The 22,834-nt window shown below is 42.9% G+C and carries 18 protein-coding genes; 6 read left to right on the top strand and 12 right to left on the bottom strand.

Annotated features, from left to right (window positions below; all coding sequences use genetic code 11):
• Positions 1–21 precede the first annotated feature (21 nt).
• From MKY63_RS21875 to MKY63_RS21860, 4 genes are all read right to left on the bottom strand, one after another.
• On the bottom strand, positions 22–807 hold the full coding sequence (locus tag MKY63_RS21875) for a DeoR/GlpR family DNA-binding transcription regulator (protein WP_038572168.1): 786 nt from the start codon (positions 805–807) through the stop codon (positions 22–24).
• A 175-nt stretch (positions 808–982) separates the two neighbouring features.
• A complete protein-coding gene (locus MKY63_RS21870) occupies positions 983–1,462 on the bottom strand; it encodes a DinB family protein (protein WP_339809813.1) in 480 nt (159 codons plus the stop codon).
• Between the two features lie 38 nt (positions 1,463–1,500).
• A complete protein-coding gene (locus tag MKY63_RS21865) occupies positions 1,501–2,967 on the bottom strand; it encodes a YdiU family protein (protein WP_339809812.1) in 1,467 nt (488 codons plus the stop codon).
• Positions 2,968–3,166: 199 nt separating this feature from the next.
• A complete protein-coding gene (locus tag MKY63_RS21860; protein ID WP_038572174.1) occupies positions 3,167–4,456 on the bottom strand; it encodes an L-serine ammonia-lyase, iron-sulfur-dependent, subunit alpha in 1,290 nt (429 codons plus the stop codon).
• Positions 4,457–4,588: 132 nt separating this feature from the next.
• Between MKY63_RS21860 and MKY63_RS21855 the strand changes: the two genes are divergently transcribed.
• Positions 4,589–5,398: a lipase family protein gene (locus MKY63_RS21855; RefSeq protein ID WP_339809811.1), complete on the top strand. Its 810-nt coding sequence runs from the start codon at positions 4,589–4,591 to the stop codon at positions 5,396–5,398.
• Positions 5,399–5,700: 302 nt separating this feature from the next.
• On the opposite strand, the gene MKY63_RS21850 is transcribed toward MKY63_RS21855, so the two are convergent.
• Positions 5,701–6,042, bottom strand: coding sequence for a DUF4181 domain-containing protein (locus MKY63_RS21850; protein ID WP_036688860.1), 342 nt, complete (start codon positions 6,040–6,042; stop codon positions 5,701–5,703).
• Positions 6,043–6,467: 425 nt separating this feature from the next.
• Between MKY63_RS21850 and MKY63_RS21845 the strand changes: the two genes are divergently transcribed.
• Positions 6,468–6,899, top strand: a complete 432-nt coding sequence (locus MKY63_RS21845) for a flavodoxin domain-containing protein (protein ID WP_076104972.1) — start codon at positions 6,468–6,470, stop codon at positions 6,897–6,899.
• Between the two features lie 56 nt (positions 6,900–6,955).
• Here MKY63_RS21845 and MKY63_RS21840 read toward each other — a convergent pair whose 3' ends face one another.
• A complete protein-coding gene (locus MKY63_RS21840) occupies positions 6,956–9,031 on the bottom strand; it encodes a serine hydrolase domain-containing protein (protein WP_339809810.1) in 2,076 nt (691 codons plus the stop codon).
• 92 nt (positions 9,032–9,123) lie between these two features.
• Complete coding sequence (locus MKY63_RS21835) at positions 9,124–9,846, bottom strand: MOSC domain-containing protein (RefSeq protein ID WP_076223119.1); 723 nt, start codon at positions 9,844–9,846, stop codon at positions 9,124–9,126.
• Positions 9,847–10,043: 197 nt separating this feature from the next.
• On the opposite strand from MKY63_RS21835, the gene MKY63_RS21830 reads away from it, so the two are divergent.
• From MKY63_RS21830 to MKY63_RS21820, 3 genes are all read left to right on the top strand, one after another.
• The gene (locus MKY63_RS21830; RefSeq protein WP_256717306.1) at positions 10,044–11,507 is read left to right on the top strand and encodes an ATP-binding protein; all 1,464 of its coding nucleotides are present in this window, start codon (positions 10,044–10,046) and stop codon (positions 11,505–11,507) included.
• Positions 11,508–11,593: 86 nt separating this feature from the next.
• Positions 11,594–12,460, top strand: a complete 867-nt coding sequence (locus MKY63_RS21825; RefSeq protein WP_076316272.1) for an AraC family transcriptional regulator — start codon at positions 11,594–11,596, stop codon at positions 12,458–12,460.
• The gene (locus MKY63_RS21820) at positions 12,441–13,325 is read left to right on the top strand and encodes a DMT family transporter (protein ID WP_256717311.1); all 885 of its coding nucleotides are present in this window, start codon (positions 12,441–12,443) and stop codon (positions 13,323–13,325) included. The genes MKY63_RS21825 and MKY63_RS21820 overlap by 20 nt, the downstream gene beginning before the upstream one ends.
• An 81-nt stretch (positions 13,326–13,406) precedes the next feature.
• Here MKY63_RS21820 and MKY63_RS21815 read toward each other — a convergent pair whose 3' ends face one another.
• From MKY63_RS21815 to MKY63_RS21800, 4 genes are all read right to left on the bottom strand, one after another.
• Positions 13,407–17,888 carry a hypothetical protein gene (locus tag MKY63_RS21815; protein ID WP_076316271.1) on the bottom strand — a complete coding sequence of 1,494 codons (4,482 nt, stop codon included), beginning with the start codon at positions 17,886–17,888 and terminating at the stop codon, positions 13,407–13,409.
• On the bottom strand, positions 17,875–18,633 hold the full coding sequence (locus tag MKY63_RS21810; protein ID WP_076100230.1) for a DUF6063 family protein: 759 nt from the start codon (positions 18,631–18,633) through the stop codon (positions 17,875–17,877). Before MKY63_RS21810 ends, MKY63_RS21815 begins: the two co-directional genes overlap by 14 nt.
• A gap of 12 nt (positions 18,634–18,645) precedes the next feature.
• Complete coding sequence (locus MKY63_RS21805; RefSeq protein WP_141240267.1) at positions 18,646–20,154, bottom strand: hypothetical protein; 1,509 nt, start codon at positions 20,152–20,154, stop codon at positions 18,646–18,648.
• A gap of 371 nt (positions 20,155–20,525) precedes the next feature.
• Positions 20,526–20,906 carry a GNAT family N-acetyltransferase gene (locus tag MKY63_RS21800; RefSeq protein ID WP_235219572.1) on the bottom strand — a complete coding sequence of 127 codons (381 nt, stop codon included), beginning with the start codon at positions 20,904–20,906 and terminating at the stop codon, positions 20,526–20,528.
• Between the two features lie 404 nt (positions 20,907–21,310).
• Between MKY63_RS21800 and MKY63_RS21795 the strand changes: the two genes are divergently transcribed.
• Complete coding sequence (locus tag MKY63_RS21795) at positions 21,311–22,123, top strand: undecaprenyl-diphosphate phosphatase (protein WP_036688882.1); 813 nt, start codon at positions 21,311–21,313, stop codon at positions 22,121–22,123.
• A 70-nt stretch (positions 22,124–22,193) separates the two neighbouring features.
• On the opposite strand, the gene MKY63_RS21790 is transcribed toward MKY63_RS21795, so the two are convergent.
• Positions 22,194–22,787, bottom strand: coding sequence for a hydrolase (locus MKY63_RS21790; RefSeq protein ID WP_036688884.1), 594 nt, complete (start codon positions 22,785–22,787; stop codon positions 22,194–22,196).
• Between the last annotated feature and the right edge of the window lie 47 nt (positions 22,788–22,834).

The raw sequence follows: 22,834 nt of genomic DNA, 5'->3' as shown, positions 1-22,834 counted from the left end.
ACGTTCTCCTCCATTTCGTTATCACTCTTGATTTCGAACCTCTTCAGCTTCATCTTGACACTCAATAACTGTGATGTTCTTCTGATCTAGAACTTCTCTGATCTCGATTGGAAGCTCTCGATTTGTAATTAAAATATCAATGAAGTCAAAGTCTAGCCGATAAAAGGATTTGGCATTAAATTTGGTGTGATCGGCTACTAAAATCACTTGATCAGATCTTCGAGCCATTTCTCTTTTTACCCGCGCATCTTCTTCATAAGGATAATAGAGCCCATCAGCACAGATCGCCGACGCTCCAATAAAGGCTTTATCCGCACGAATTTCACTAAGTTTATCGATAATGGAAGAACCATATAACAAGCGGTTTTTCACATTCAAGTAACCACCAAGTACATAAATTTGCAGATCCTCACGATGGGATAAAATCCCTACATTATCTATTGAATGCGTGACAACCGTAATATCCTGTGCACTAATTTGTTCAGCAACAAACTGTACAGTGGTCGATACGTCTAAAATCACAGTCTCACGATCTTGGATAAGCGCGGCTCCGATCTTCCCTATTCTCTGCTTACTCTCGGATTCATCGATCAAACGATCCTGGTAAGATAATAATTCTTTTTGTAATTCTGGTAACGCTAGACCGCCATGCGTCCGAACAACGACGCCCTCTTGTACTAACCTAACAATATCCCGTCGGGCAGTATCTCTTGAGACTTCAAATTGCGTACAGATATCTTGAACACTCATTGCTTGGTGTTGTTTCAAATATTCGAGTATTTTTAATAATCGTTCCTCTTGATACATAAGGTAATCCACCTCCTAAAGTCATCATAAGTCATTTAATAAGTATTTACAAGCGTTTATGAGTATATGATTAAGCATATGTAAGTATTAATACGTAAAAAAAGACGAAAGCCAGATGAATGTGCATCCGCTAACGCCTTTTTAATTTTATTTTTTTAGGATTTACTTCACAATGTCACTTCACCTTGCGGTTCCAGCTTTTTTGTATTTTTCGAATAAAAACAATCTGGCCCACATGATAAGCATTATGGGTTGTTACATTTCCGAGTACTTCCCACCATTTACTGTCTGGGAATCCTTGAACATCAGCTTCCAATTGTTCTTTCTTAATCAATTCCTGCCAATGTAAAAGAACCTCTAAAAGTTGTTTTTGCAACGCTTCGAACGTTTTCCCTTCTGCAACGACAAAGGTATTATTATTATCCACTGAAGGAACCACATGAACACTGGCTTCTTTATACCTTGTTTGCCAAGTTTCATTCCAGTAAAGCAGATGCTGCACAATCTCAGCAATACTATTGCTTTCTTCCGTTACCTTCCAAAAAGCTTCTTCTTCACTTAAGTCTTTAACCGCCACTTCAAAGGGCACATACCAACTCGGATCATTTGCATTGGCCAGCAACTGGTTGGCTAGAACATCATAAGCATGAAACATTCTTCCTTCCCCCATTTTCCAGATAGATTATAAGCAATTTAAGTACCGCAGAATGTACGATATGGACATGCGGATTCCTCAGGAAGTGCCGAGTATTCCTCTTGTTCAGGGGAGTAGGCGTATGGGTTAGACAATGCTTGAAGTAACCTCTCCATCACATCGTAATCTTTCCGCTCTACCGCCGCCTCAAGCGCTTCTTCCACACGATGATTCCGCGGAATAATCGCAGGATTACTGGTACGCATCAGCTCCTGTGAAGAGGATTGTGATTCCTGCTGCCTGCTAAGGCGCGCCTGCCACAGCTCATTCCATTGCTTAAATTCAGGAGTGCCAAACAGATCAGCATCTTCCATTACGCCTAAAGTTAAAGACCGAAATGTATTAGTGTAGTCAGACCGATATTTTTGCATCAGTTCAAGGAGGGTATCAATCAGAGCAACATCCTCTAACTCTTCGTTAAAGATTCCCAGCTTCGCTCTCATTCCCGTTAGCCAATATTGATAGGACCGCTCCGAAAAATCTGAAATTGCCTCCTCAGCCAGCTTAATCGCCTGTGCCTGATCGTCAGCCAGCAATGGCAGTAGAGTCTCGGCAAATCTGGCGAGATTCCATGCGCCAATCCCGGGCTGATTGTGGTAAGCATAACGACCCTGCTGATCTATGGAACTAAATACCGTCTCAGGATTATACACATCCATGAAGGCACATGGACCATAATCAATCGTTTCTCCGCTAAGGGCCATATTATCGGTATTCATCACTCCGTGAATAAAACCTACAAGCTGCCATTTAGCAATTAGCGCTGCTTGACGTTCCATTACTTCCCGAAGCAGAACAAGATATGGATTAACTTCCACAGGAGCTTCTGGATAATGTCTATGCAACGTGTAATCAGCCAGAATACGCAGATCCTCCACAGTCCCCCATGCAGCAGCATATTGGAAAGTTCCAACACGCAAATGACTCGCCGCGATCCGGGTCAAAACAGCCCCCGGCTGTTCCGTTTCTCGAATTAGCGACTCCCCTGTAGCTACCACCGCCAAGCTGCGAGTCGTAGGAATCCCGAGTCCATGCATAGCTTCACTGATGATATATTCGCGTAACATCGGTCCAAGCGCTGCCCGGCCATCGCCACCACGAGAGTATGGGGTTCTTCCCGCACCCTTCAACTGAATATCTACACGATCACCTTGAGGGGTGATCTGTTCGCCCAGCAGCACTGCTCGACCGTCTCCCAACATGGTAAAATGTCCGAATTGATGTCCAGCATAAGCTTGCGCAAGCGACACGGTACCTTCAGGAACTTCGTTGCCGGCAAGAATCCCAAGGCCCTCCTTGCTCTGTAGTGCTGTGCTATTCAGCCCTAGAGTAGCAGCCAATGGTTCATTAAAAATAATCAGTTCCGGTTTACGCACAGGCGTTGGCTTAATTCTTGTAAACATTGATTCCGGCAGATGAGTATAACCATTCGCAAAATTCCAGCCTATATCTATTTTCTCTGTCATATTATCTCCTTTTTATACCCTCAGTCTCTATGCCTTTATTAACTCAGAATAAGTTATGTTAAAATTTAATGCAAATCTTCTCGCAGACCTATGTTTTTGCCGAAGTGTTACAAAGACCGCCCGGCTTCCTGCCATTTTATGCAGGGAACCGGGCGGTCTTAATTATGATGTTCTATCTTGTTTTCAACTTATTTGGAAGCTAATTCGCTCCGCCTTTGGAGAGCATAATATTGAGAATGGTCTTGTCAGTTTCCGCCAGCCCTTCCTGAACCAAACGCTCCATGTTGCGGATGGTATCTTCCACCTCTTCGAAAATCACACCATCCTTGGTTGTAGGAGCAATGTTGTTCATAGCCAGTGTGGCTGCCTGGATCGCCGTATTGGTGGAGGTGGAAATCTTCAGCGCACAGGTAGAATTCGCACCGTCACAGATCATCCCTGACAAAGAAGCTATCGTATTCTGTATCCCATGCTTGATCTGCTCAAGACTGCCGCCCATGAGATAAATGATCCCGCTATTTGCTCCTACTCCTCCTGCAATCCCTGAACCACATAATGGGGACAAACGCCCGATATAATGTTTGATGTGCACAGTGACCAGATTGCTCAGTGCAAGCGCCCGAGCTAGCATTTCTTCATCTTTGCCCAGCAATTCCGCCAGAGCTATAACGGGTAGTGTACAGGCGATGCCTTGATTACCGCTGCCCGCAGTTGTCATCACAGGCATTGCACTGCCATCCATTCGAGCATCTGAAGCCGCTGCAGTGGCCGCGATAATTCTGTTCGCTACATCATTGCCGAACAGATTCACCGCAGATTGCTGATTCATTTTCTTACCTACCTGCAAGCCATAATCGCCTCGCAATCCCTCATCGGAGATCGCTTTGTTCATCCGTGCCCCTTCCAAGAGAAAGCTAAGCTCTGAAAAAGGAGCGTTACAGATAAACTCGAATATCTGGTCTACTGAGCCCGCATACTCTTCCGTGTCGGAAAGACTAGGCTTGCCACAGTCGGCTTTTGAATTCCGGGGTGTTATTTTCTCCCCGTCCAGAGCCAAATATTCTATATGGGTGTGCTCTCTGGCAATAATGGCAGTCGCCGTATGGTTCTGCGTAAACAACTGGGCTTCAATATATAATTTCTCAGGAGTGTCCTTTATCTCCACTTTTAGCAGCTTTCTATCCAGCAGGTCATTTGCCATCTTCAACTCAGCCTGTGTCAGACCTGACAGAATTTCCAGTTCCTTGTGAGAACGGCCGACCACCGCTCCAAGGGCTGCTGCGATGGGCAGGCCTGTCTGGCCTGTCCCGGGAATGCCCACTCCCATTGCATTTTTGATAATATTACCGCTGAGATGCAGCTGAATCCCCGTAATTTCTTCCTCGAGAAGCTCTGCCGCCAAGGAGACGGCATACGCAACTGCAATCGGCTCCGTACAGCCTTCTGCCGGTACGACTTCCTTGTGTAAAATTTCCAATAAGTTGCTCATGTATGCATTTCCCCCTTCTCTCTCCTGTTGGAGTTATTTATATATAGTAACTCAGAGAGAAGTTTCAGGGAATCCTTTTTCTTAGGAATCACTCCTTCATCCCCCTAATATAGTGTAGGAAAGAAAGGCGGGATGCACGTGAGTAAGAGGAATGAGCAAGGGCAAAGGGCGATCTTTCTAGCTGCAGTCTGCGGGCAGACCTATACACAATTTTCAAATATAGATGGAGTTTTCGTCATTCCATTAGATTATCAGCTATGTCATCCCATTGAAGCACAATCCTTCAATAATGTATGGGAACGTTTCGGCTTTATTTTGGAGTCTCCACAAGAGATTATTATTGCCTTTCGGGGAACCAGTACGACGACCAATTGGATATCCAACGTCCTCGCTTCACAGGAACGGTTCAAATATCTTAAAGAAGACTCTCTCACCCATCGTGGCTTCACCAACATTTATTCTTCAGCTCGGGATGGCATCTTCTCTACGCTCTCCAAGCTATCTCCCGACAAGACCTTATACATTACGGGCCACAGCCTCGGTGCAGCGCTCGCCACCTTATGTACCTTAGATATTGCGGCAAATACCTCTTACACCACACCTAACCTCTATACTTATGGTTCCCCACGGGTAGGCGATCCGGACTTCGTTAATATTTTCAAACAATATGTGCGGAAGAGTTACCGGTATGCCAATCTTTTTGATGTTGTAACCTACGCACCTCCACATGTCTATAAGCTCCCCAAACGGGAAAAAAAGTATTATTACAATCATGTCCACACTTTTAACTCACTGTCTTTCCAAAATGGATCTACAAGTGGTAATCACGTAATCAGCAGCTATTTCGCCGAGCTCTCCAAGCTCCAACCGGAATTCGCTCAAGAATTATGTATAACGAACCCTGGATTCTGTCCACTCGTGGCTACGAAAGCAGAAGTATAATGTGAACACAAAAAGGAGGTGCCCAACACGCCATAAGCTGGCTGCCGAAACACCTCTTTTCTTCGTATGATTCGATGCCATCAGCAGTTACAAAGTCACTAACGGACTCCATTGACACTAACAGCAGTATATTTCCACTTTAAGAATTCCATCGGACTCCATGGCCACTATTGGCATAAAAAACACCTAATATAAGTCACTTTCTAACGAATAGCTGCACTGGAGTCCGAAACGCTGCCCAAAAGGCGATTATTTTGCAAATAACGTCATCTGGGTCCGAAGCCGGTACGAATGAAACTAGATCAGAATATAAAATAAACTAATACCACACCCAGGACTAACAGAATAAGTGAAACTATGTGCTGTTTCGTATGTTTTAGAAATTTCCAGTCGATGAACGACTGAAACCCTATTGCTACTACTATAACTACAATCCAAAACCATTTTATAACCGTACCCTCTGGGCCATCGGCAATTATTATCACAATCCCCGTAATTAATCCCACAAGTGCAAGTATAAGCTTCCCTTTTATATTAAGCTCATAACCGTCTTCAGGAAGTTTTTCTTTGTCCGGGCCAACAATCCATATCCTTAGAAATAGATTAGAAAAAGCAAGTATTATAAGTATAAGTCCAATTTTCACTTTCGTTCACCTCCACCCTTATATAGAATTCATTCGTATTTATTTCTGATCATTAGTTCTTTGATTTCTTTTAACTCATTTAATATTTCTTTTGATAGTTGCGTACTTCTAGAGTTATCGATGCCTACTTTAATCACAAATATTCCAAGCAACAAATAGATGATTAGCATTACGATGATCCCCAATTTACGTTCACTCCTCTTTTTTTGTATATTTCATTAAAGATATTGTTAGCATTAGATTAATATTATTCCCATGATACCATAATAAGGATATCTAATTAACACTCAGGAGCTTGCCGTTGGCTTGACAAATGATCAGTATATTCGATAAAATATATTATATCTTGATAATCAAGATAATTGATTTGCGAGATTTTTTCCATGAGGGAACGCGATTAATCTTAACTGAAAAGAGGGAACACAATGGCAGTACTTATTCTATACGCTACAAAATCTGGAGCAACAGAACAATGTGCAAAAGTATTATCAGAAGAGCTACCTCAGAGCAAAATTTGCAATATCGAACTAGAAAAGCCAGATATCGAGGCATTTGATAGCATTATTTTAGGGGCAGGAGTAAGAGATGAAAAAATATATAAAGCCATTCGTGACTTTATCAAAAAAAATAAAGATGAGTTACTGACTAAGAAGATGGGCTACTACATTTGCAACGAGAAACCCAAGAAAACCGAAGAATTAATAGAGAAAAATTTCCCTGATGATCTGAAAGAAGCTGCGATTTGTATTGAATCTTTTGGAGGTTATAAGGCATATAAGGCTCCAAAGGAAGGTACTGATCAGCTCAAAGGGATATTGGTAGATAAAATAAAAGAATTCTCACAAAATTTCAAATAAAAAATCCTGTTACCAAGACGAAAATCTTGATAACAGGATTCTTTTTTTATATACGTTTATTGCGCCTTGAGGGTCACTTCAAACTTCGCACCGACATCACCTACAAATACAATTTTGCCGTTGCTAGGAAGTTTGACTTGCTTAAGACCGCTAATGGTAAAGTAATTCACACATACACCATTCACATCATAGACGGCAAAGGAACTCTTGGTTGGCAGCTCTACTGTCATTATCTTACCTGTTGCCGTTTCAGGAACTCCATACCATCTAGCGTATCCATCTGATTGGATAGTTACCATAGATTGCGGGCCTGCATAAATAGGTTTAACTGCATCTTGATGTATAAATAATTGATTGCCAATCTTTAAATACTCCACACCATTTTTATTTTCAAAAATAAGATCCGCAAGATCGCGCCCAGCGATGGTTGGGATTTGCACGGTCATTTCTGCTTTATTAGGTCCAGTTATTTTATTCGAGCCCATATAACCAGGTGCGTCAGGGAACATAGCGATTCCAGCTACCGGCATACTCATGTAATATTGGGAGCTGTACTTCTCGCTGACATCAAAATACAATTTCCCTTGACGCTGCTGCCATGCAGTAATGACCTCTTGAGATAGGGCATTAGGTTCAAGCTTCTCAGCTGCATATTGGGTAACGGCAGTTTCACCAAGTCCTGGAATTACCCCATACCCTTGACTCCAAAGATAGATACGGCCATTGCTCTCCTTCACAAAGCTAACTTTACTTGTACCCTCGGCATCTAAAAATTCACCGTTCGAATTATATGAAAATTTCTGCGCTGGCATTGTAGGAGCTATAATCGAAGATATACTCAATTCCCCAGCTTTACTAACTTCTATCTTCATTAGTTGCGTAGAATCACCATAGACACCCGCATAGTTTACCAATTCTTGCGGCATATCCTCTTTGTTCGAAGCTTTAAAGGTAGGTGTAGCTTTCAGTTCCTTAATAACTCCCTTTTCCTGTAAGGCACTGAGTAAAATTTCGTTGGCAAGCATCTGGTCCGTTGTACTTGCTCCGCCAGAAGATATTACTGCTGCTGCCATCCGTTGTTCGGGCAATACAACTAATGAGGTATGATACAGACCCGTATCTCCCCCCTTTGTCAAAGCCTTGATTTCGTACTGGTTAAATGGATATAAGTTCACACTGTCCCAGCCTAATCCATAAGCTAACGAATTATCTGTTCCCTTAGGCCATATTCCACGCTTATATTCCTCTTGTTCCATCGCTTTCACAGACTTTTCTGACAAAATGCCAGTCGATTGGCCCGTAAAAATAGTTGCAAAGCGCACCAAGTCCTCTGCAGTGGAATAGATACCACCTGTTCCAATCACATTAATGGTTTCTTTGGGTAAAGCTGCTGAGTAGGTAGCATTGTAGACACTAGCCAGCTGAGAAGAAGCTACAGAATCTACAGGCGTTTTCGTATGTTCAAGCCCTAGAGGTTCTGTGAAATTTTGATGAATGAATGTGGTAAAGTCCGTGCCGCTGACCTTTTCAACAATCAACTCAGCCAGCGTAAATCCATCATTACAATATACTGAGTAGGCACCTGGATCGGCCTTCAGACGTTGTGTTGACAACGTTTCTAGTAAACTATCTTTTGCAATAGGATCAGAATCATTAAATAAGAAAGAATTGGATAAGTTCGAGCCAGCAAGACCTGAGGAATGATTCAACAGCATCCGTACAGTGATTTGCTTATAACGAGGATCTTCCATCGTAAAATTATTCAAATAAGATACGACTGAACCGTCCAAGTCTACTTTCCCTTGCTCAACAAGCTTCATAATAGAAGCTGTTGTATACATTTTACTCGTTGAGCCAATTCCATACATCGTTGTAGCGCTTGGTGCTGTCTTACTCTCCACATGACTATATCCAGATTGACCGCTCACAACGATATTATCGCCATCAATAAGAGCATATTGGAGACTAGTCGTTCCCAGCTTTTCCGTTAAGAATGCTGCCTTCTCTGCTGCCACCTTCTGAGTGTTCACATACGTTTGCCCTTTGCCGCTATCTGCTGCTAATGCACTCGTAGGGACATACATTACCAGTAGAAGCAATGCAACTAATAGGGATGCCAAATTCTTCTTCATACATAACCTCCCGATATGAAATCGTCATCCTTTAAAGGATAATTTATCCATGGAGTAATGTAAAGGAAGTTTGCAATTTTGGGACCATGTATCTAATCTACTAATTCTACTTTATCTCCGATTCGAATTTGCCCAGTTTTGATTACTGAAGCATAAACTCCAAAATGCAAATCAAACTCTTTATGCAGTTTTTTCAAAAGTACTGGGTCCTTCTGGAGACTATCCGGGTCCATCGTAATCACAACACATCTCTCGCAAAAACTATCTACCTGTAGCTGTGCATCCCCAATGTTGAGCCGGCGTCCAATCCAATCTCCTTCAAAAAGAGAATCATCATTCAGCGCAATAACAAAATTCCCGCGAAAACGCCGTTGATCCAAGGAATGCCCCCAGGTTGCCTCCAGTTTTTTTAAGCTGGCATCCGTAATGAGTAGAATACTAGCGCCATCCACGGATAGGAGCTGCGGATGTTCTGGCTGAGGATGTACAGCTTTTAGACCAGACATAGTGATTGGAGTTTTGGTTTGGCTTTGGATTTCTTCCAATAGAATATCATCCCATCCAAAGGTTCGCCCGTCTGATGCCGTTACATGGATTTGTCCATCTATAAATTGCGCTTGATAGGTAAGCATATTCGGAATATTTCTAGCGGTGATATATTTTCGCCAGCCCTCTTTTGACTCATCGTAAAAGGAGCAAAAACGGTCACCAAGCATTCCATACGGTTCAATCATACAACTTTCTAAATTCTCACCCGCAAATGACTTGACCGGGTAACGATTAATTCCTTGAATTTCACCAACAACTGATAACATGATACAACGCCTCCACTTGTCTTAAAATGCAACGTATCTTCCCATTCTACCTGATTTTATTTAACTGTTGTATGAATATCTAATAACCCAGAAATTTTATATGTTTTATTGAGTTATATGTTTTATACTATGACTGTTGGATATATTGCATTTTGAGATAACACTCACTCCCCTATAAAGAAGAGAGGTAACCTGCTGTGCGGACAAATGATTTTCAAGGTTTTGACTTTGTTTTTACCCAAGCCGTGATGGGTATGGCCCTTATTTCGCTTGATGGAACGTTCCTAAAACTGAATTCAGCATTATGCGACCTCTTGGGGTATGATGAAAACGAGTTAACGACACCCTCTCCAACCGTCCGTACCCTTCTAGATCAGATTCATAAATTCATTTCATTAGGAAGCTCTCTTCCATCTACGAGTACTGATCCGCAGAGACTCGAATTAGATTATTTCCATCCAACCGGACACCGGTTATCTTTAAACGTCTCCATATCTATCCTTCCGGATGACAATGGTGAACCCATATTTTATCTTACTCAATTCGAGAATAAGACCCTGATCAGGGAGATGGAGACTCAGCTTCAGGTTGTGAAGACCCATCTACTTGAAAAAGAGAGCTCTTTTCTACAGCTGCTGGAGGAACTGCCTCAGCCCGTGCTTATCACTAGGGGAGGGATTGTTCTATATGCAAATTCGGCAGGTTTACAATTAATCCATGCAGAAAGCCTAGATCAAGTGCTTGGTCTATCGACTATGGATATTGTAGACTACTCTAATTATGAAATTCTCTCAGAACGAAGAAAGAAATTCAACACTGATAGAACAACAGGTTCTGTCTGCTACCTGATTAATTGTTTAAATAACCAGCAGAAATATGTGGATGGAATTACATTGCCAATCATTTATGAGGGAAACGAAGCGTACATTGGCATATTCAAAGATATATCCGAGCAAGTATTGGAAGATGAACGACTGATACAGTCCGAGAAATTATCTACAGCAGGACAGTTAGCCGCTGGAATCGCTCATGAAATACGGAATCCTCTGACAGCCATTAATGGCTTTATGAAGCTACTGCGCTCTTCCGAGCGGATGAATGATAAATATATTTCCATTATTGAGTCAGAATTGAAACGCATCGAGTTCATCGTCAACGAACTGCTTGTCTTATCTAAACCCCAAACCACTCATATTAGTAAACCAGTGGATTTATTGTCTTTGCTGGAACAAGTCACCACACTAATGAATGGACAAGCTGCTCTAAAAAATCTCAAGATCCTCCCTGTCTGTACTGATCAATCCATTTGGATTAATGGTGAGGCTTATCAGATGAAGCAGGTATTTATTAACTTACTTAAAAATGCGATGGAAGCAATGAATCATGGGGGAAACATCTATATTCATGTGCAAACCTATGACAGAGAAGCCCGAATCAGTGTGCAGGATGAAGGCTGTGGGATGACAGAGAAACAGATCAATGCCCTTGGCAAACCATTTTATACGACCAAAGAAACAGGAACAGGCTTAGGTTATATGATCACACAAAATATTATACATAATCATGGCGGAGCGATCTCTGTAGAAAGTATTCTGGAGCAAGGAACAACTTTTACTGTGAGTATTCCAACGATCATTACACCTGAGGAACCTATCATGTAGAAGATGTGGTATCGCAACATCATGCAAGAATGCCCCTAATTTTCACAATATAATGGTTATACATAATTGGAAAAGAAGGTGCAGCAATGACTCGAGAAGTTCGAACTGTCGTTTTCGATCATGACTTAAAATTTGAGGCGTATCGATTCGAAGGTATTATGCAGAAGTTTCCCAACCATTTTCATGACTATTATGTCATAGGTTTTATTGAACAAGGAAAGAGACATCTGCTCTGTAACCAAGAAGAACATATTCTTAACAGCGGAGATGTGGTCATCTTTAATCCGGCGGATCCTCATGCCTGTGAACAGATAGACGGGAGAACGCTTGACTATCGCTGCATCAATATTCAGCCGGAAGTCATGCGTGAGTATGTGCTAGAAATTACCGGCATAGGCTACTTACCGCGGTTCACACGCAATGTTCTCTACCAAAGTGAACTGTCGAGCCCTTTACACGATCTGCACCAAATGATGTTAGAGGATCAATCCGATTTTCAAAAAGAAGAGTTGTTTCTATTTCTCCTTGAGCAGCTTTTGAGAGAATACATGGAGACAGAAACCCCCTATCCACAAGAGCCTACTTCTGAAATTAAAATCATTTGCGATTACATAGAGTTACATTATGCGCAGAACATTACGCTAAACCAGTTAAGTGAATTAAGCGGCTTAAGTAAATATCACTTGCTGCGTTTATTTACCAGACAGAAAGGAATATCACCTTACCGTTACTTGGAAACTATTCGCATCAACCACGCCAAAAAGCTTTTAGAACAAGGAATATTGCCAATAGAAGTGGCCTCTCTAACCGGATTCAGTGATCAGAGCCATTTCACAAATTTTTTCAAAAGACTCATAGGCTTAACCCCTAAGCAATATATGCGTATATTTGTTCAGCAAACGGGAGTAAAGTCATCAAGGAACTTACGAAATGATAAATCAACGCAAGATTAACACAGGACATCTGCTGGCATTACTTACGATTTTAATCTGGGGAACCACCTTTATCTCCACTAAAATACTGTTAAAAGACTTTACGCCTGTGGAAATTCTGTTCTTCCGTTTTCTTATTGGGTACTTTGTACTGTTACTGATCTATTCACGTCCAATCCGAACTACATCCTTTAAAGAGGAATTACTCTTTATCTCAGCAGGTCTTTGTGGGGTCACGTTATATTTTCTTATAGAAAATATTGCCCTAGTCTATACCCTTGCATCCAATGTAGGTGTGATTGTCTCCATCGCTCCATTTTTCACGGCGGTGATCGCTCATTTCTTTTTAGAAGAAGAGAAATTTCGTAGGCAGTTTATTATAGGATTTTTGATAGCCTTGGCAGGAATTATATTAATTGGGCTGAACGGGAGTTTTCTTCTGCAGCTGAACCCCATCGGTGACTTGCTGGCATTGCTGGCACCTGTGGTTTGGGCAATTTATTCAGTGTTGATGAGAAAAATAAGCGTATTAAAGGTTCATACTATAGGGGCTACCCGCAGAGTATTTTTCTATGGTCTGCTGTTTATGCTGCCTGCTCTGTTTCTGTTTGATTTTCAGCTAGGTCCGAGTAGATTTAAAGAAATTTCAAATGTAGCTCACCTGCTTTTCTTAGGTTTGGGTGCCTCGGCACTGTGTTTTTTGACTTGGAATAAAGCTGTAGGGATTCTAGGGGCTGTAAAAACAAGTGTATATATCTATATTGTTCCTGTAATTACAGTGGCAGCTTCCGCCCTTGTTCTGAATGAAAAGATCACCTGGGCAATTCTAACGGGAACTTTTTTAACGCTTATCGGTTCTTATATTTCCGAACGCAAACCTAAATAAACAAAATATCTTTAACATTTAATAAAAAGAAGCCCCAGCAGCGTGATGCATACTGGAGCTTCTTTAAGTTTCATTCCATACTCAGAACAACGAGACAGGAATAAGCTTTCTTCCTCCCTTGATCAGGGTTGATTCCAGCATGTCCCCTTTGACGCCTCCAAAATAAAGCTGCCAATACACGCCAAAACGCACGCTGACATCATTCTTCACCAGCTCCGGCGGCGTAACAATCAGCCATTGGAATTTGAGCGCCTTGGAAATTTCGAAGACGGGGTCAAGCACGTTATTGGAGACCATTTCTCCGAAAGGATTGTCATATAAAAAGACCGTCCAGCCTTTATTCTCACGATTCACACGTTTATGCGTCATGATCATCATTGCGACCAGCAGCTGTACAGATTGACGTTGCCCACCACTGCCGACTGCTTCATCCAGTGCGCCGCGATTAATAATCTCCCAGTCCGAATAATGATAATCTTCCGGTGCGGCGTAGAGGAAATAATTCTCCGTTACCGGTTTATACACTTGAAGTATCGGAAAGCGGTTCTGCAGCGCCGCATAGACAATTCGTCCGTCATTAATAACCTCTTTGATTACCAGCGCCGGCACTTGTTCTATCTTTGGATACTTTTTGAGCAATTCATTGATGCATTGATTGAAGTAGTCACTCACCATCGGCTCTACCTCATCGCTTGTTCTTGGCACATTGATATTCTTGTAATTCAGACGTACCAGCGGAAAGGCATAATTATTCTCGTTATGAATAATCATCCGGCGTTCCATTCGCTTCATAATATCAATGATTTGTACCACTCGTAGAGATGCCCGGCCTACCCACATCTTGCGGGAGAGATCCATGCCTTCCTTATCACTTTGAATGCTCTCGATCTGATCGCTCGAACTGCGTAACATGGAATCTAGGACTTGCAGTGCAATGGCGAAATTATCCCAATGGACCGTATTCAATCGATCTAGAATCTTGGTCTCCAGTTCGGAATTCCGTTCATTTTTCGCAAGTTTTTCGGTTAAGGAATTTTTCTCTTCCTTCACCTTTTTGGAGATCTCATCCTGTCTAATCCGGCTATCTTTAATGCGGAGAAGCCAGTCGGCTACTAGAGGCTCGCAGCTTTCTCTAACCCTCAGCGTTATTTCTTCTGGTACACTCCGTAGGTTGACGCGATCCTCAATATGCGCATTCATTATTTTGATTTGATTGGATAAAGTCTGGATGAGGACATCCATTCGATCCAAGGATCTTTTACACTGGTTAAGCATAAGCTCATTCGCTTGGCAGCGCTCCTGAATTTCTGTCTCCTTATCCTCTAGCGCCTCATTCCAAAGCTCCACGGCACGTTCATGTTTCTCCTTGATACCCTTCTCTACTTTGCGCAACTCTTTCTGCAAGTTCTCCAATTCAGTCTGGCAGCGGATGTAACCGTCGTGAACAATCTGATAGTCTTCCTCTAACGAAGTAGTATCCGTCTTTTGGCGATTTCTTGCAGCCATAATAGACTCGGACGTTTCCGTAGGTTCAGTCGCCTTCCGCCAATTCACATCTACTTGATTCAGGCTGGATTCAAGCTCAGCCAGATTCTCGCTTGCTGCCTTAATCTGTGCAGCTCTTGTCCGAACTTCCAGCTCATTTTCGGTAAGTGATTGCTGCAGGCTTTCAACGGTACTGAGCTGCTGCAAGAGAAGATTCTGCTCTACAGGATCTACAGGTATGACTTCTCCTTCATCAGAAAGCTGGTGATCTGTTGGGAAAACAATCTCAGGAAACCATCGTTGCAGTCTAGGGAACATCGCATATTCGGTTTCTCTCGTCCATTTATTGCGTTGTCCGCTCAAGCTTTCCATTTGCACCTTTAGGTGTTCAAGCTGCTGATCTTTACCTGCTAACTCTTTGCTCACCAGATTCTTTCGTTCGATTATTTTTTGTTTTTCCTTATAATCTTGTTCCTGTTTCTTCGTCCGTTCAATCCAAGCTTGCAGAACCCCCGCTCTCTGCTCATGTTCCACACTTAGAACTTTGTTCTCAGCGAGCTCTCGTCCGATCCGGGTAAGCGTCCCCTCATTCTCATCCATCTCATTGCTCAGATTGATAATGCTCTGCTGAAGTTCAGCCTGCAGTTTAATAAGCGCATCATGCTTGGCTGTAAGCGTCATGGTATTCTCGACTTGAAATAAACGTTCATACTCCTGACGCACCGATTTCAACTTAGATAAATAGGCTTCAGAGTCCTGAAGGATCTGCTCCTGTTCCTTGAGCTTCCCCTGAATACTGCTCTTCCAATCCTGGAAACGATCCGGCTGCAAGACCATTTGCGGCCCTTGATTCGCAAAAAGCATGAAGGATGCTTGATGCGAAGCTGCCATCTCTTCACGAATAAAGATCGGCACCGCTGATTTCAGCAAGGTGTCCTTCATCAGTTCCGGCTGAATTTTATCAGCTTCGCGCCGGGTCAAAATCAAACTATATGGAAGTAACGGATATTGCTCCAGTTCTTCCTCACGTTCAAGATACGGACGGTCATTTAAGTAGGAACTACCTAGCGTTGATTGAATCTTTAACGAATCGAGTGTATCTTTGACCGTCAGAATATCTGAATTGGGTAGCCAGTAGGATTGGTTCTGAAGTTCCACATCCATGAGCTGATTATAGTAATCCCTTCTGGAACGTTTAGTCTGTTGCTCTACTTCATCTATTTTTCGGATAAAACGTGCCGGGATAACATCTTGTTCTTCAAAAAGGCCGGTAGCACCTAAACGATTATGCTCTTCATACATTTCCAGCAGTACAACGAGCTGTGACCATAATTGGGATTCTTTCTGAGTCTGTGACTCAAGCAGAACCCCAAGCTCGTCCGCTTCACGCTCATAAGAACGCCGTTTCTCACTCAGCTCAGCATGACTCTTATGCAGTGCCAGCTTCCGAATCTCTTCCTGCTTGTGCTGTTCTTCCAAGTCTCCAATGTCTTGAAGAATCGTTTTGGCCGCTGAGACCGTACGCTGCAGCGCAGCTGCCGGAGAATGGGCGGCATCCTGCCCATATTGGGCTGCGAATGCTCCGAGTTCTTCCGTATATTGCCGAATAGATAAGGTCAATTCATTGATCTGATTATCCAGCCCCGCCAGCTCTACCAAGAAACTTTCCCTTTCCTTGCGCAATTCCCTTTCTTCCGCCGTCAGGTCTTGCTGCGCTGTCTCAAACTCTCTAATCGTTTGCTGCCAGAGATTAAACACCACATCCCACTGTTTCCGCAGCTGTTCCTTGGCTGTCTGAATGACCTCTTGCCGTTCTTTCATCTCCAGAGAACCTTCGATAGCTTGAATTTCTTTTTGCCACTGCTCAATTTGCCGGGTATGGAGCAAACGTTTAGCCAGAAAATAAGCTACTTCAAGCTTCTTCTCTTGCGCTTTGGAATCCTCCAACCGACCACGCGCACGGCTCTGATCATCACTGAGCTTCTTAAACTCTTCTTGCTTCAGTTCCGTTTCTTCCTTGCTGCGTAAGTATTTAAGATTGTCTGTCTCAAAGCGCAGTTGCTTCGCATCCTGATAACGTCCAGCCAGTTCATCAGCAATCTTACTTCGCTCAACTTCTGCATTTCTCTGCTCTTCATAGATAACCGTATAGATTTGGCGTCCACGTAGTTCAGTTTCTTGTACTACGTTTTCCGCCTCCACGCCAAGTTTCACCAGCTCATAAAGCGGTGCAGCCATACCAAGAAACTCTGAATAGACCTGCTCCCGCTGTTCAAGCATCGGCAAGCGCTGAGCCACTGTTGCTGTATCGATAAACATCCGCTGCAGCGTATTGTCGTCTTCCTTTAATCCTTCATTCAGACTAGATCCGATTTCAGGAATAATCAGCTTTTCGAACAAGTTATGATTGGTGAAGGCATCATTCTTTTTAAAATAACCTTTGATACCGCCCTCTTCACCATTGATCCGCCGCATATTACGCCACTCGGCGATATGGATATCCCGGATAGCCAGGAAGTCATAATATCTTTTCAAATCCGAGCTATGGCTGCCAAAAGGTACAATCTCCCCCCGCCGATCGCGTACAAATTGCTGGATCGTTTCAAAACTCGTAGGTTCAGCAGTCACTTCGTCAAATAACGGCAACGTTGATAGCGTAAGTTCAGCCGCTTCACCGTAATCTGTAAGTGCGTACAGCAAGTAATCCACTTTGATATCCTGCTGATCAAGCGAATTATGTGCCGTCATAGCGATTCCCGTAGTCATATACTCATTGCGCTCATTGTTGTCGAGATGCCATTCGATAGCTACGTGAAAAGTGTACGGTTTAAGTTGTTTTTTATGATTATGAAAAAAAGCCTCAACCTGGTTCTCACTGTCTTTGCCCCATGGTGTTTTGGGCATTAACAGCTGAAAAATGGATTGCAGCAGTACTCCCTTTCCACCGCCATTCATGAGCGTAATAAGCGTATTAGCGGGTCCCTCTTCGTTGCAGAGGTCCAGAATCATATCGTCGTATTTCTTGAGCATCTTCTCGTATTTAAGTCCTGTAATTCGTATGCGTTCAATCCGCGGCATAGGTAGCACCGTCTTTCTCAGCTAAAGTTCTTCCAATGAGGCTCTTTAATTCCTGGTATCGATCGACATCATGATATAAATAACGCATTCTCTCATACAGCTCTTCCCGAGGAAAGATACGCTTCTCTGTCTCAGAGATGAATACGAGCTTCTCCTCTTCCAGAAGTTTCATGCCTTCATGGATCAGTCCAATTCGTGAGCCTGCGCCTCTGGTCAGAAGATCGCTTTCTTCCTGACTCTTAGTCTGCATGTAGAGACTGGTCCATACCTTAAACATCGCTTGGATATCAAGCTGCCACTGCTGGCTAAATCGCCCATCCTCATCCATCTGAATCCACGTCTGAAAGAGCGAGGACACCTGATCAGCAATTTGAATATAGGACATACTGTCCTGCCCCGACTTAAAATGAGTCTCATCCTGATCCATTTCGGCCAGAAAAACCAGAATAATAATATTGATAATATGTAAGTGAGTTTTACGCTCAACACGTGAATATTTGTTCTTTAACTGGGTGAAATTGGTTGCAAACACTGACCCCAGTGGATTAACCAGCAGATGGAGACGGTGCCCCGAATTCATCACCCGACAGCCCCCTTCTTTAGCAACATACTGAAGCGCATCATAAGTTCCTGCATCCTGAAGGCATTCTGCCGCTGCAGGGTCATCGAGAGGAATTACTTTTTTACGGAGCAATTCAAAAAATAGCCGCGAAGCTTGCTGTACCTGTTCTAATGTATAACTCATGTTAGTAACTTCTCACCTCTCCACGATCGTAATCATATATGGACTCATATCCAGACCAGGACACCGTACCCTTGAGGCTGGCTCTGGAGCAATGCTCGTCCGCAGCATTTTGCCGCGTAAACTCTCAAACAGAAGATCTTCTGCAAGTACATATTGGATTAGCTGTTGGCATTCATCAGAAACGCCGCCACCACCTTCTGGTGCCTGTTCCTGCACTAAAATCTCTGTATGAAAAAACTGCACCCACAGATCAACAGCATCCGGTGTATTTGCCCACCCTGTTAGTTCTTCGGCGGAAAAAGCCTCTGCAGTAAAGGTAAAGCTTCCCTGCTCAGCCAAGGCAGTAAAAACCGGCTTCCACAGATCCACTACTTTTGCCCATGGGATACCTTTAGGAATATATTGAACAGGCTCTGCGTCCACCTCATCTTCGAAATCATCCATCACTAAGTCGGGGATAAAGCCTACCTCTTGTTCCTCCCAAGCCCAAGGAAGCGGATAAACGAAGTCCTGATTCGGAGCGAATAATCCGCTGAGCAGCAGTTCAAGACTGTCACCGCTTGGCAGACCCTCTTCTTTCACCCATTCCTCCCATACGTGAGTACGGAAGTTAAACCCGGCTGCTCCCCAGAATAATTCAGGAAAGTTCAATCTTAAATTGGTCTCCATCTCAAAAATATTCAATACTACCTCAGCCAGCTCATCGTGCACACGCCTAGAAAGCTCGACTCGTTCAGAGAGAATACGGATCTCATTGAAGTCGATTACGTCTTTCTCATCATTGGCCAGCCGGGCCAGAGAACGGTGAATACTGTCAAAATGTTTGCGTTCCTCCTCGAACTGATGATGAATCTCTTCGAGTCGCTGATGCCGAGCCACTCCGAATTCACTAAAAATATGCTTCGGATTGCGGCGTAACGCATTGCGGTATTCTTGCTGTTGCTGGGTCATCTTACGGACACGGGAGATCAGTTCATTAACATCCTGAAGAGCCCGAGTTACGCGCCCATGTTTAATATGCATTTGAATCTCGAGCAGTTTGATGCTGATCTGAAATTCATCAATAATCTCATGGCTCATAAAAATGAGCTCCATTGCATATTCGGAGAGACGATAGATGGTTCTGCCATTCTCTTCCCAACTGCTGCGGGTCGCATCCTCGTCCACCGTGAAATACTTATATTTCTGCACGGACATTTGCCGGGTCACATCATCATAGAAAAAGGATTCGAAATCTCCACCATTCCCGCTCCACAATAAACCGTCCACGAGACGCTCTACGGATTCGGTAGTCCCAAGATTGGCGATATTAAAACGTTCCAGTGCAGTCCAAGTAAGTTCTATAATATCCTCCTTGGATCTTCTCTCATTCGATTCTAGCTCCAGATAATAGACTTGCAGCAGAACGCTTAAAGACACCATTTCTTTGTACGGTTGGATTTCGCCAAGGTTCATGCCAGCCCCCAAATTCCACAGGGGATTCAATCGTTTGTTTCGTTCGCCAAAATCCGACCAATTCATCTTTCTGCTAACCTCGCCATCACTTCATAATTTAAAATTTCCTGCGGAACTCTCCGGTCCTTTTCTCCCTGTACGGACAACGCCATACTTATTCTCGATCACCCTCACTAAAAGAAATAAAACCCCTATACATCCTGTATAGGGTTCTGAAACACGGGAATATATGTTTCTATTATAACAATCCTTCGAAGCTTATGCTATTTTTGTTAAACAAAATAATAGATTCTAGCCGGATGACAAAAGATCGCGGAATTACAGGGAGAAATCCCCTGATTTTTCTCTTGAAGCTTCATTAACTCTTATGGACTAAGCAAAAAAAGGCTGCCCCATAAACCATGAATTGGCTGAATGAGACGGCCCTTTTTTATTAACTACTCAGCAACTCCTTGCGTAAACGCCATACAATACTGCTCAAGTGGGCTATTAGGTAGAGGAATGACTTTAACCGTACGGAAATGATAATGCTCATAAATGGGCAAGTTGCTCGGCGTCTGTGTCTCTAACGTGCATAATGTATTGTTCACACGACATTCCGCGAGCAGCGGTGTCATGATTTTTGATACATATCCTTGGCCTCGATATTGTTCTTGCACTGCAAGCATATCCAAATGTTTATACTTCTGATCCCCAAACATTGATAACCATAAAGAACTCATACTACGCAAAATAGATAAACCACGTATAAATCCTCGCACCCCAATGATTCGGCAGATCGGTAATGACTTGATGATCGCAAGGACTATCTGTTTCATATACCTGACGTTCGAAATCAATGTCCCTGTCTGACGCTCCGAATGGAACACTAAAGCCACTGCTTCAAAGTTAGTAGAAGTCGTTAGTAAATCCGAATATGGATACAACATCTCAATGTAACGATGGAAAAAAATATTCAACACGCGTAATCTGGTTGATTCATCAGGCAAGATATGCTGATATAACGGATCATTTTTAGCAAATGCTTCGGCCAGAACACTGGCTGCTCTCGGAATATCATGCTGCTGAATTTTTAGTAATGTACTACAAATAGTTCCACCTCATTTAATAGTCTTACGAATTAGTATAACTCGTCCAATTGAATATGGCACGATGGTTCTATTGTCATTTCTTTATTGAATACGATATGATTGAAAAGATTACAAAAATACTGGGAGGTAAAATGGAAGATATTATACTGTGGCTTAAATACTTGTTTCTAGGGTTTGTTCAAGGGGCAACTGAGCCAATCCCCGTCTCTTCGAGCGGCCATTTGATCATCGCACAGAAATTGCTAGGCTTAAAACAAAATGGGCTATCATTTGAAATCTTAACAAATACGGCTTCACTAATCGCGATTTGTTTTATTTTCCGTAAAGATATCGGAAGATTGATCACTGGATTCGTTCAATTTATTCTGACCCGCAAAGAGGAATATAAGTCAGATTTCCTGTTCTCTTTGTACATCATCATCGGTACCTTGCCTGCGGTAATCGTTGCTTTACTCTTCAAGGATCAGATTGAGGATATCTTCTCGTCAGTTCATACCGTATCTATCGCCTTGCTGGTTACAGGGGTAGCTTTATGGTTGATCCGTAACCTTCGCGGCCGTAAACAAGATGGTGACTTAAAAGCGAAGGATGCAGTTATAGTCGGACTTGCCCAAGCAGTCGCCCTTATTCCTGGGATAAGCCGCTCTGGTGCAACTGTCATCTCTTCCATCGCTGTGGGAATGAAGCAAGAAACTGCTTTACGCTTTTCTTTTATGCTTTATATTCCTGTCAGTTTGGGCGGACTTGTTATGGGTGCATCTGATATTGCCCACGATCCTAACCGCTCGCAGCTAGCAATTCCATACTTGATTGCATTTATTACTACACTTATCGTTACTTATTTCTCCATGCGCTGGTTTATGGGGATTATGGCTAAAGGTAATTTGAAGTATTTCTCTTATTACTGCTTCTTAGCTGGGATACTTCTCCTCATCTTTATGTAAGACATAACTTCAATTAAAAAACCTCATGACAATCTCTGAAATTACAGAGAGAGCCTGAGGTTTTTTTATACTATTTCAACATGGATATTACTTCATCGCTCGACCGGATCTTACCTATACGAGGGAAGATAGTTTTGCATACATAATCATGCTCTTCTTTTACCATCGCGGTCATAGCGTCTTCTACAAAAACTTGATGATAACCAAGCTGATAAGCTTCTCTTGCAGTAGTATCCACACCAATCGAGGTAGAAATACCACATAATACGATCGTATCTATTCCGCGGCGCCGTAACTGCAAATCAAGATCTGTACCGAAAAATGCCCCCCACTGCCGTTTGGTAATCAGATGTGCATTTTTGATATTCGCTAATTCTGGCACGATGTTGTCCCAACCTTCTGGATAGGTGACAGAATTCATTTGTAAATCAGTTTTAGGTTTAAGCATATCTTGCCCATCTAGCCATGACACCCTCACTAGAACAACAAATCCTCCTTTCTCCGTAAAGGATTGAGCTAATTTGCAGGCATTCTCAACCACCTGAGCACTTGTATGCGGCCCCTGCTTTGGACTGAGGACAATTCCTTGTTGCAGGTCGATCACGACTAGCGCCGTTTTACTTGCCTCAATACTTTCAGATACTAAGCTTGTTAATTCTTCCATGGTCTTCTCTCCGATTACTATCAATTTTGTGTACATCTTAAAATAGA

Source organism: Paenibacillus sp. FSL R7-0189 (assembly GCF_037969925.1).
Taxonomy (GTDB): domain Bacteria; phylum Bacillota; class Bacilli; order Paenibacillales; family Paenibacillaceae; genus Paenibacillus_AQ; species Paenibacillus_AQ odorifer.
The sequence above is the reverse complement of the archived record's forward strand: the minus strand, read 5'-3'. Positions and strand labels throughout refer to the sequence as shown.

What these genes read in the sequence shown, in the direction of transcription:
- MKY63_RS21875 (WP_038572168.1), bottom strand. Translation starts at nt 807, where the DNA reads ATGTATCAAGAGGAACGATTATTAAAAATACTCGAATATTTGAAACAA.
- MKY63_RS21870 (WP_339809813.1), bottom strand. Translation starts at nt 1,462, where the DNA reads ATGTTTCATGCTTATGATGTTCTAGCCAACCAGTTGCTGGCCAATGCA.
- MKY63_RS21865 (WP_339809812.1), bottom strand. Translation starts at nt 2,967, where the DNA reads ATGACAGAGAAAATAGATATAGGCTGGAATTTTGCGAATGGTTATACT.
- MKY63_RS21860 (WP_038572174.1), bottom strand. Translation starts at nt 4,456, where the DNA reads ATGAGCAACTTATTGGAAATTTTACACAAGGAAGTCGTACCGGCAGAA.
- MKY63_RS21855 (WP_339809811.1), top strand. Translation starts at nt 4,589, where the DNA reads ATGCACGTGAGTAAGAGGAATGAGCAAGGGCAAAGGGCGATCTTTCTA.
- MKY63_RS21845 (WP_076104972.1), top strand. Translation starts at nt 6,468, where the DNA reads ATGGCAGTACTTATTCTATACGCTACAAAATCTGGAGCAACAGAACAA.
- MKY63_RS21840 (WP_339809810.1), bottom strand. Translation starts at nt 9,031, where the DNA reads ATGAAGAAGAATTTGGCATCCCTATTAGTTGCATTGCTTCTACTGGTA.
- MKY63_RS21835 (WP_076223119.1), bottom strand. Translation starts at nt 9,846, where the DNA reads ATGTTATCAGTTGTTGGTGAAATTCAAGGAATTAATCGTTACCCGGTC.
- MKY63_RS21825 (WP_076316272.1), top strand. Translation starts at nt 11,594, where the DNA reads ATGACTCGAGAAGTTCGAACTGTCGTTTTCGATCATGACTTAAAATTT.
- MKY63_RS21815 (WP_076316271.1), bottom strand. Translation starts at nt 17,888, where the DNA reads ATGCCGCGGATTGAACGCATACGAATTACAGGACTTAAATACGAGAAG.
- MKY63_RS21810 (WP_076100230.1), bottom strand. Translation starts at nt 18,633, where the DNA reads ATGAGTTATACATTAGAACAGGTACAGCAAGCTTCGCGGCTATTTTTT.
- MKY63_RS21805 (WP_141240267.1), bottom strand. Translation starts at nt 20,154, where the DNA reads ATGAATTGGTCGGATTTTGGCGAACGAAACAAACGATTGAATCCCCTG.
- MKY63_RS21800 (WP_235219572.1), bottom strand. Translation starts at nt 20,906, where the DNA reads ATGAAACAGATAGTCCTTGCGATCATCAAGTCATTACCGATCTGCCGA.
- MKY63_RS21795 (WP_036688882.1), top strand. Translation starts at nt 21,311, where the DNA reads ATGGAAGATATTATACTGTGGCTTAAATACTTGTTTCTAGGGTTTGTT.
- MKY63_RS21790 (WP_036688884.1), bottom strand. Translation starts at nt 22,787, where the DNA reads ATGGAAGAATTAACAAGCTTAGTATCTGAAAGTATTGAGGCAAGTAAA.